The 9199-nt window shown below is 72.3% G+C and carries 7 protein-coding genes and 2 pseudogenes; 6 read left to right on the top strand and 3 right to left on the bottom strand.

The features are described 5' to 3' along the window. Nucleotides 1-351: MFS transporter (locus tag ABZX96_RS37715; protein ID WP_355554104.1), on the bottom strand; the 351-nt coding region annotated here is incomplete at its 3' end. A gap of 207 nt (nt 352-558) precedes the next feature. Between ABZX96_RS37715 and ABZX96_RS37720 the strand changes: the two genes are divergently transcribed. Further along, complete coding sequence (locus ABZX96_RS37720; RefSeq protein WP_355554122.1) at nt 559-1050, top strand: aldo/keto reductase; 492 nt, start codon at nt 559-561, stop codon at nt 1048-1050. A gap of 14 nt (nt 1051-1064) precedes the next feature. Then, nucleotides 1065-1373 (top strand): annotated as a pseudogene (locus ABZX96_RS37725) (hypothetical protein); the annotation flags it as partial. 355 nt (nt 1374-1728) lie between these two features. On the opposite strand, the pseudogene ABZX96_RS37730 reads toward ABZX96_RS37725, so the two are convergent. Further along, nucleotides 1729-2771 (bottom strand): annotated as a pseudogene (locus ABZX96_RS37730) (barstar family protein). Nucleotides 2772-3578: 807 nt separating this feature from the next. Here ABZX96_RS37730 and ABZX96_RS37735 point away from each other — a divergent pair. Together ABZX96_RS37735 and ABZX96_RS37740 are read left to right on the top strand one after the other, a co-directional pair. Continuing rightward, nucleotides 3579-4229, top strand: a complete 651-nt coding sequence (locus ABZX96_RS37735) for an RICIN domain-containing protein (RefSeq protein ID WP_355554107.1) — start codon at nt 3579-3581, stop codon at nt 4227-4229. 1007 nt (nt 4230-5236) lie between these two features. Next, on the top strand, nt 5237-5803 hold the full coding sequence (locus ABZX96_RS37740) for a GNAT family N-acetyltransferase (RefSeq protein ID WP_355554110.1): 567 nt from the start codon (nt 5237-5239) through the stop codon (nt 5801-5803). Between the two features lie 673 nt (nt 5804-6476). Here ABZX96_RS37740 and ABZX96_RS37745 read toward each other — a convergent pair. Continuing rightward, entirely contained in the window at nt 6477-6752 is a 276-nt protein-coding gene (locus ABZX96_RS37745) for a hypothetical protein (protein WP_355554113.1), read from the bottom strand. A gap of 868 nt (nt 6753-7620) precedes the next feature. On the opposite strand from ABZX96_RS37745, the gene ABZX96_RS37750 reads away from it, so the two are divergent. Both ABZX96_RS37750 and ABZX96_RS37755 read left to right on the top strand, forming a co-directional pair. Continuing rightward, on the top strand, nt 7621-8631 hold the full coding sequence (locus ABZX96_RS37750) for an aldo/keto reductase (protein ID WP_355554116.1): 1011 nt from the start codon (nt 7621-7623) through the stop codon (nt 8629-8631). 50 nt (nt 8632-8681) lie between these two features. Next, nucleotides 8682-9101 carry an SRPBCC family protein gene (locus tag ABZX96_RS37755; RefSeq protein ID WP_355554119.1) on the top strand — a complete coding sequence of 140 codons (420 nt, stop codon included), beginning with the start codon at nt 8682-8684 and terminating at the stop codon, nt 9099-9101. The last annotated feature ends 98 nt before the right edge of the window (nt 9102-9199 follow it).

The raw sequence follows: 9199 nt of genomic DNA on the forward strand, positions 1-9199 counted from the left end.
GACGGAGGCGAGCGCCGCGCCGGCGCCGAAACCGGCGACGGCGCGCGCCAGGTCGAGCAGCAGGATGTCGTTCGCCAGGCCGGAGACGGCCATCCAGAAGGCGAAGAACGCCATGCCCCAGGTGAATATGCGGCGATGGCCGACGCGGTCGGCGAGCGAGCCCATGGCCGCGAGGCTGCTGGACGCGGTCAGCATGTAACCGTCGACCACCCACTGGGCGGCGGCGAGTGAACTGTGCAGGTCGGCACCGATATCGGGGACGGCCACGGAAGGGCCGGTCACCACCAGGGTCATGAGCGGACCGACCACGCACGCCGCGGCGAGGGCGGCCCGCGGGTTGCCGGTGGACATGGAGATCACCTCTGTCTATTCGTAGGCGATGGTGAGACAGGACTCTGGCATAGATTAGGGTCCTCAATATGTTGGATGTCAACGCTGTAAGCCAGAGGTCTGTGAAAAGGCGGTGGCCTGGCATGCGACGGGGGCACGGCGGGCGATGATCGGACCGTGCGGCGGGGAAGGCGGTGCGCACGATGACGCGCAGGGTCCAACCGGGCCATCGCCGCCAACCAGGCCATCGTCGGCCGGGAGCGCGCCGTGGCCGACGGGCTCGGCGCGACCGTGGCGCATGTGGCGAGCGCGTGGGTGGTGCCGGCCCAGGGCGAACACGTCGGCGTCCTCCCCGGCACCAAGACCCGCCGCCACCTGGAGGACAACGTCGCGGCCGGAACGCTGACGCTGCCACCGGACGCGCTGCCGGAAGCTGACGCGGCTGGCCGCACTGCCGGATGCGGACGCAACTGGCCGCCCTGCCGGAGGCGGTCGGCACGCGCTGAGTCCGGTTGGCACACGCTGAGACGGTTGGCGGGGCGGGCGGGGCGGCTCGTGGCGGCACAACCGCCACCGCGGCGGCAGGAACGGGGTCTTTCGTCGCCACGAGTGTCTCGTCGGCGCTCGTCAGCCCTCTCTCCCCGTCGGTCCTGCTCGTCCCCGCTGGCCCTATTCCTCCCCGTTGGCCCCGCTCGTCCTCGTCGATACCTTGCGCTGTGATGACCAGTTCGTTGATCGGGCTCCCGCCGTTGGCCGTGGTGGTCTGGCCGGAACCGTCCGATGCCGAGGAGCAGGACGCACGCGACGGACCGCACTGGAAGACCCGTGCCCTCGTCGCATGGGCGGCGGGACGGCCGTTCGTCTGGGTCGATGACGAGATCACCGACGCGGATCGGGCCTGGGTCGCCGCTCACCATCCGGGGCCCGCCCTGCTCCACCGCGTCGATGCCCGCCTCGGACTGACGGATGACGACTACGAGGCTCTCGGCGTGTGGCTGCGGCGGCCGTTCGGGGCGGAGGCCGGGGCCAGGGCTTGGCAGTAACGCCTGGTGCCGGGCGACCGGCGTGCGGGAGGGGCCGGGCCGTCGAGCGGGGCGCCTGCCTTGACCGGTTCGGCGGCTCGGGCGACGTGAAGGTGAGCGGGCCGCTCCGGTTGTGTACGGGGACCCGCCGCTAGATAGTGCCGCGCGTGCCTTCCTTGGTCGCTCCGGCGGTATCCGCCGGTGTCCTCGCCGCCTGCGAGCAGCCGACTCTGCCGGCCACGAGCGGCGTGTCGCTGCGGCCTTGGCGGCGCGCAAGCGTCGTTGCCGATGCACCTGACGGCGCGCGAGCGTCGTTGCAACGGACCTGACGGACCCGACCATCCCGATGAAGGTGAGGCGGGATCCAGCCCCCGGATCACGCCAAGGTGACGTCCAACCCGCCCTCGGCCAGGACATCGAGCACGCCGTTGAACAGGTCGTACGGCTGCCCGTCCGGCGTCAGGGTGCGGGACAGGTGCTCGCGCGCGGTCGCCGCGTCCCGCCACAGAAGTGTTCCGGGAGCGGTGTGGCCGAACCCGCCGCGCAGGCAGTCGTCCAGAGCGCCCAGGCGTCGCCGAAGTAGCCGCCCGGCCCGTTCACGGCCTCGCCGAGTGCCAGGTAGAGGCCGGGGATGTCGGTGATGTGCCGGCCATCGAGTTCGTAGGCGCGTCCGGAGGTCCGGTCGTGGTGCGCGCGTCGGCAGACCCGTTCCTGGACGAGGTCCAGCCAGGCCCTGCGCCGCCGCTCGTCCAGGGTGTGCCAGGCGCCGGGGTTGCGCGGCGGTCCGGTCAGCCACTGCTCCCAGACGGGCCGGGCGTGGGGCGGGACGGGGACGAAGCGGCTGCCGTCCAGTTCCACATCGATCAGGTCCGGTCCGTGGGCGGACGGGCGCCAGGCGGTGACGTGGGTCCACAGCAGCCGGTCGGTCAGCCGCTCGCCCCGGTCGTCCCGTATCTCCAGGGCGGCCTCCTCCACGTCCAGCGCTCGCCGGGTGCCCTTCGTCAGGGCCTGCCGCAGCTCCGGGCCCGGGGCGAGCCCCCGCAGGACGAGCGGGGTGGCCTCCTGCTCGGGCGGCAGGACGCGGGCGATCTCCCGGCACGAGCCCAGCCACCGGTACCGGTCGTGCAGCCGGACCGTACCCCGGTGTCCCTCCGGCGCGTCCTCGTAGACGTCCACGCCGGTGAGCACCAGGCCGTCCCTGCCGGGGTGCGGCCCGGGGCTCTCCGCGTCCTCCAGGAGCCAGGGGTCCACGGACTCGTCCTCGGGCACCAGCCACACCTCATGGCCGACCCGGCCGCGCACGACGGCTCCTTCCGGGACCCAGCCGAAGAGTTCGTAGATCTCGCGCTCCGGCTCCTGGAAGAGTCCTTCCACCTCCGCGCACACGCCCCAGACGTGCCCGCGCTGCGTATCGCTCAGTGTGTACCGGCCCTGTCCGAGGCCGTGCTCGTCCCCATGTTTTTCAGACCGCTCATGTTTCTCACGCTGCTCATGCCACTCATGCTGCTCGGACTTCTCGGGCTCTTTATGCACGATGGGCATCGTGCCCGAAGCCACTGGTGGCGCTGCCGACCGTACTGGCCAGGCTCTGCGTACCCGCCCGGCGGACGACCCAGAGTCCCCGCATCGCCGGGGCGCCGACAGTGCCCGCTTCCGTGCCGTGCGCACCACCTGGACCACCCCGGCGGCGAACGACACGGCCATGGAGACCAGGGGGACGACCGGGACCACGAACACCGACCGCGCCGCGTGGACCGGCACCGCGTGTTCTCGGCGGACGTCCGTGATGCCGCTGCTGATGCTCCACGCCACCGGGGCCCGCCGCGGCAGTGCGTGGCACAACGGGCTGTTCGGCAGGTACGGCACCGCCATGGCCGGCGGGGAGTATCAAGGCGCTTGCCATAGCGAGGACGAGCGGCTCGCGGGCCGCTCGTCCCCCGCTGCCGTATTCCGAGCGGGCACCAGGAGCGGACAGGGCCGTAGCCGGGCGCGGCGGCCACGGCGGCCGGGGCTGGACCGGGCGGCGGTACGGATTCCTCCGGCCGGGGGAGCCTGGGCGTCGGCGCGGCGCACCCAGGCACTCACTCGCTGTCAACCCGGCCGAGGAGCGTAGCCGCGACCGCGCGCACGCCGCCGGCCTCCCGACGCCTCCACCCCCGCCTGGCCCCGGCCGATCGCGGAGGGCGGGCGCCGGTCCGCTGATCTCCCCAGCAGCAAGGAGCCGGCATGCGTTCTTCCCGAAAACTGGTCACCACACTGCTCGTCGCGGCGACCGCCACCACCGGATGGGCGGCCGACGCCGCTCCCGCCACCGCGGCCACGAGTGGCTTGATCTACAACAAGTTCAGCGGCAGCCTCATGGTCCCCTGGGGCAATGAGGCCAAGCGCGACAAGGAAATCGAGACCTGGACCGGCAGGTACGAGGAGCGCACCGTCGACAAGTGGACCGTCACGCGGTTGAGGAGTGGTTACTACACCATCCAACCGGTCACGCAGCAAGACAGCCAGCCCGTGTGCCTGCAACTGCCCAACGAGGGTACGCAGACCGACAAGGTGGTCCGCCTCCAGACGTGCAATGGGCAACAAAACCAGAAGTGGTCCCTGCGCCCCGCGCCAGGCGGCGGCGAGTGGTACAGCGTGTGCCCCGCGGCGGACCCCAACCTCGCCCTCACCATGGACCACCTGGACGACAACGGCACCAAGGGACACGTGTACCTCAACAAGGCCTTCGACAGTGCCAACCGGCTCTGGCACATACCCGGCGTGAGCGCCACCCCGCAGAACTCGCAGGACGCGCAAGGCCAGCAGAACGCGCAGGGCCAGCAGGTGGCGGGCGGCGTTGAGAACGAGAACGACGAGGCAGACACGGAGGAGTAGTAACGGTCCACCGCCGGACCGCCCATCGTGACGGGCGGTCCGGCTCACGCCGTTCATGCCGGGGCGCGCCATGGCCACCTTCACCGGACAGCAGGGCCGCCGGAGACACCAGGATCGGTGCGGATGTGACGGGGGCAGGACGGCACCCGTACGCGGCCCGTCCCGCCGGCTGCGCGACCGGGGTGTCGACGTCACTGCCGTACGAGGCGGCTTCCGAGGGTGCCCGCTCCATGGCGGACGGCAGACCGTGCGTCGACGCCTTCACCTCCCAGCGGTCCATTCCACGATGGACGATCCGCACGGCCAGGCCCCGCGGCGTACCGGATGCGGCCGGGGGGCGCCCGGGCCCACGGTTCCCGGCCTGGGCTGACGGTTCCCGGTTCGGGCTGATGGTTCCTGGCCTGGCCTACGGTTCCCGGCCTGGGCCGATCCGGGCGGCCTGCTCGTGCCGGGTGCCGTGGAACGGGATGGATGGAGGAAGAGGACGGAGGAACGGCGACGCGGGTCCTTACTGGGGCCTGGGGCCTGGGGCCGTGCGGCGCCGCGTCGGCTGAATGCCTGCGGGAGGCGGTGTGCGTTTCCTTCGTCGTCCTGTGCGTGGTGGTTCTCCTTCAAGCCGAGGGCCGAAGGCCGGTGCGCGCCCCGATGGGAGGTCGGGAGACACGGCCGGCAAGGTGGGCGGCAGTGCATAGGGCCTCCTCGGCTGTGCGGCCGGAGGCGGCACTCCATCGGTCGGTCCTCATGCGCTGAGGACGGTTCGGTCGGCGCGGCGGACGGGCCCGCGGCTTCGCGGCGTGCGGGTCTCACGTGGTGGTGGGGATCGCCGGACCCCGCCCGGCCCCGCCCGGCCCCGCCCGGTCGCGGGGCTCGTAAACCCGTGGACGACGGACGCGGCGTCCGGTCAGGATGGCTCCTCGGCCCCATCACGGGCCGCCGAGAACGCCCTCGGGTCGCCGACGCTCCCCTCGGGAGCCGGTGCCCGCGCCACCGAGAGAGGCAGGCACCCGGTGCACGTATTCCTGGAAACGGAGCGCCTGACGCTCCGCCGGTTCACCGAGGACGACGTGGACAACCTGGTGCGGCTGGACGCCGATCCCCGGGTGATGCGCTTCCTGACCGGCGAGCCGACACCGCGTGCCGAGATCGAGAACGAGCTGCTGCCCCGCATCCTGCGCGACTACGCCCGTGGCCCGGCCGGGCGGTGGGCAGCCGTCGAGCGGGACACCGGCGCGTTCGTGGGCTGGCTCGCCCTCGATCCGCCCCGGGACGGCGGCGTCGAGGAGGTGGAACTCGGCTACCGGCTCATGGCCTCGGTGTGGGGCCGGGGATACGCCACCGAGGGGGCGCGCGCACTGGTCCGGGAGGCCTTCACCGCGCTCGGGGTGCAGAGAGTGTGGGCCCAGACCATGGCGGTCAACGCCGCCTCGCGCCGGGTGATGGAGAAAGCCGGTCTCACCTACGTTCGGACCTTCCACCCGCATTTCGACGACCCGCTGCCGGGGACCGAGCACGGCGAGGTCGAGTACGAGCTGCGACGGTCAGAGTGGAGCGAGCGCGCGGCGCGGGTGACGTGACGCGTCGTCGCGAGCCGCGGGGGTTGGATCGGGGGATCGCGCGGCGCACGGGGCGTGGGGGGCGCCGCGAGCCGCGGCGGTCCGATGGGGAGGGATCGCGCGGCGCACGGGCGTAACACGGCGTCGGGCCCGCGTTCCGGGGAGACGGGGAGAAGCGACGTCGCGGGGGGAGGGGAGGACGACCCGGCGAACGCCTCGTCCGCCATCTCCCAGGTACGGGCACGCGGATCCCGTCAACGATGTCCCACTGCGTCTCCCATATGCGGGCGCGTGGATTCGTCGACAATGACCCAGTTCGTTTTCCGTTCGCGGGCGCGCGGATCCGTCAACGATGACCCACCGCGGCGACGTCACCGGCGTCCATGACGCCCCGGTCGCTCCGGCAGCCGAGTTCCAGCGCCGCACCGGCCTCGACGGTGACCGCGACGGCGTGTCGCGCCTGACGGTCACCTTCGAGCGGACCGCCGCCACTGTCGGCCGGATGCGACGGAGGACGCCAGCGAAAGGCGGCTGCCTCCGAGCTGTCGCCGCGGGCCCGGCCACGGGGACGCGGCGACCGGCCGGACTCCGCTGTCCGGTCGGCCGGGCCGTCACCGTTCTCCGCGGTCCGGCCGGGCCGTCACCGTTCACGAGTCGGTGGGCTTGGTCGGGAGTCGGTGGGCTTGGTCGAGGGTCAGTGGGCTTGGTCGAGGGCGGCGCGCAGCAGCGCCACCGTCTCCCGGGCCGCCGCGAGCGCGGTTTCGTCGGCGGCGGTGCGGGCGGGGTCGTCCAGGAGGAGGACGGCGGCCTGGAGGACGGCGATGTGGACGGGCACGGTCTTCAGGGCGGCGAGGGCGGCGCGGGCCTGTTCGGCCGGTGAGGCGGCGGTGTCCTGCTGGGGGATGAGTTGGCTGACGCCGCGCCCGAGGGCGCGCCCCTGCGGGGCGGGGGACGGTGGAGTGGTGGTCATCGGGTCAGTGTCCCGCAGCGGCCGGGCGGCCCGCCCCCGGCCCCGGACCGGCAGCCCCGGCTCCCGATCCGGTCACCCCGTGGCGCCTGGGCCCCCGGGCCGGGAGCCGGGGGCGGGGAAGATCCGCCGCGCCCTCTCCCTCGCCTCGTCCCCCCGGGCCGGGAGCCCGGGCCGGGGAAAGCCCCCGCACCCTCTGCGCGCTGCGACCGGATCGTCCCCATCGGCACGGTGGTGCATGAGAAGCCGTGCACCGCTATCACCGGCCGCCGTACCGCTATCACCGGCCGTGCATCGCTATCCCTGACGTGCATCGCCATCACCGGCCGTGCACCGCTATCCCTGACGTGCACCGCCATCACCACTATCACTGGCTGTGCACCGCAATCACCGACTGTGCACCCCTATCACCGCGACCGCGCGGATATCACCGCGACCGCCTGGGCCCAGGCGCACGACGGCCGCGCGGTCGCCGCATGGACCTCTTGGGACGAGGGCCATGCCTGCCGCGCTGAGGCTGACTGCAGGAAAGGGGCGTGGGGCCGGGCAGGGGACCGGGCATGGCGCCGGTGCCCGAGCCGACGGGTTTGCCTGGCAACGGGCCCCTTGCAGCCCTTTTGCAGCCCTTGCGTCACCACCCCCTTGCATTACCCGGCGTCTGCAATTATCGTCGTATGCACGTAAGCGGCTTACGCAAGCATCAGCGCCGCGTCCCGATCCGCGCGAGGTACCGCCACGTACGGACCACCGGACCGCCGAACGCCACGACTGCGCCGCCAGAGCCGCCACGTCACCGAGGCACCTCCCCATGCCTCACCCCCGCGCCGGGGACACCCGGTGCAGAGACAGACACGATCGAAAAGGTACTTCCATGTCCCTGAAGGAAATCCTCCCCGGCCGTCTCGGCTTCGGCACGGCCCCCCTCGGCAACATGTTCCGCGCGATCCCCGACGAGGACGCCCGCGCCACCGTCGAGGCCGCCTGGGACCAGGGCATCCGCTACTACGACACCGCCCCCTTCTACGGCGCCGGCCTGGCCGAGGAGCGTCTGGGCCAGGTGCTGGCGACCAAGCCCCGCGACTCCTACGTCCTCTCCAGCAAGGTCGGCCGGGTCATCCTGGACGAGATCGAGACCGAGGTCCCCGACTTCGGCGAGAAGGGCGGCCTGTTCGAGCACGGCAACCCCAACAAGGTCCTCCACGACTGGACCGCCGAGGCCACCGAGCGCTCCATCGAGGGCACCCTGCGCCGCATGGGCGTCGACCGCCTGGACATCGTCTGGGTCCACGACATCGCCCAGGACTTCCACGGCGACGCCTGGATCGGCAAGTTCGAGGAGGCCCGCACCGGCGCCTTCCGCGTCCTGTCCCGCCTGCGCGACGAGGGCGTCATCAAGGCCTGGGGCCTGGGCGTCAACAAGACCGAGCCCATCGAGCTGACCCTGGCTCTGGACGAGCCCCAGCCCGACGGCTTCCTCCTGGCCGGCCGCTACACCCTCCTCGACCACGAGCACGCCCTGGGACGGGTGCTGCCCATGGCGCAGGAGCAGAACGTGGACATGGTCGTCGGCGGTCCCTATAGCTCCGGCATCCTGGCCGGCGGCACCAACTTCGAGTACCAGCAGGCCCCGCAGCACATCATCGAGAAGGTCAAGCGCATCAAGGCCCTCACCGACAAGCACGGCATCAGCATCAAGGCCGCCGCGCTCCAGTTCTCCCTGGCCCACCCGGTGGCCGCCGCCGTCATCCCCGGCGCCACCCGGCCCAGCCGCATCGCCGAGGACACCGCCGCCCTGACCGAGAACATCCCGGCCGCCTTCTGGACCGACCTGCGCGCCGCCGGCCTGGTCAGCCCCGCCGCCCCCCTCCCCAACGGCGCCTGACCACCCCCACCCCCAAACCCCCCCACACCAGCACCACCAGGAGAACGACCATGGCATCCACCTCGGTCAGCCAGGTTCTGCCCGCCTCCCCGGAGCGGGTCTGGGCCCTCATCGGCGGCTTCGACGCCCTGCCCGACTGGCTCCCCTACATCCCCCAGAGCACCCCGCTCGAAGGCGGCCGGGTCCGCCGACTGACGAACCCGGACGGCGAGGTCATCATCGAGCGCCTCGTCGACTTCAACGAGAGCGAACGCCACTACAGCTACGCCATCCTCCAGGCCCCGTTTCCCGTCACCGGCTACGTCTCCACCATCCGGGTCCACGCGATCCCCGGCCAGGAGAACGCCGCCGAGGTCCAGTGGTCCGGACGCTTCAACCCCGAAGGCGCCACCGAGCAGGAAGTCGTCGACCTCTTCACCGGCATCTACCGCGACGGCCTCGACGCCCTCCGCGACAAGCTCGCGGCCTGACCACCGCGACAGCCCACCGAGGCACCACGGCGCGAGAGGACCCGACCCCTCACCCGTGACCACATACCGGAGGCCTGCTGCCGCCCGGACGGGCGGCA

The sequence above is a fragment of the Streptomyces sp. NPDC003077 genome, from assembly GCF_040611095.1.
GTDB lineage: Bacteria > Actinomycetota > Actinomycetes > Streptomycetales > Streptomycetaceae > Streptomyces.

Bases quoted from the DNA above. Each gene is read 5' to 3' on its own strand.
- ABZX96_RS37755 (WP_355554119.1), top strand. From the start codon at position 8,682: ATGGCATCCACCTCGGTCAGCCAGGTTCTGCCCGCCTCCCCGGAGCGG.
- ABZX96_RS37735 (WP_355554107.1), top strand. From the start codon at position 3,579: ATGCGTTCTTCCCGAAAACTGGTCACCACACTGCTCGTCGCGGCGACC.
- ABZX96_RS37745 (WP_355554113.1), bottom strand. From the start codon at position 6,752: ATGACCACCACTCCACCGTCCCCCGCCCCGCAGGGGCGCGCCCTCGGG.
- ABZX96_RS37750 (WP_355554116.1), top strand. From the start codon at position 7,621: ATGTCCCTGAAGGAAATCCTCCCCGGCCGTCTCGGCTTCGGCACGGCC.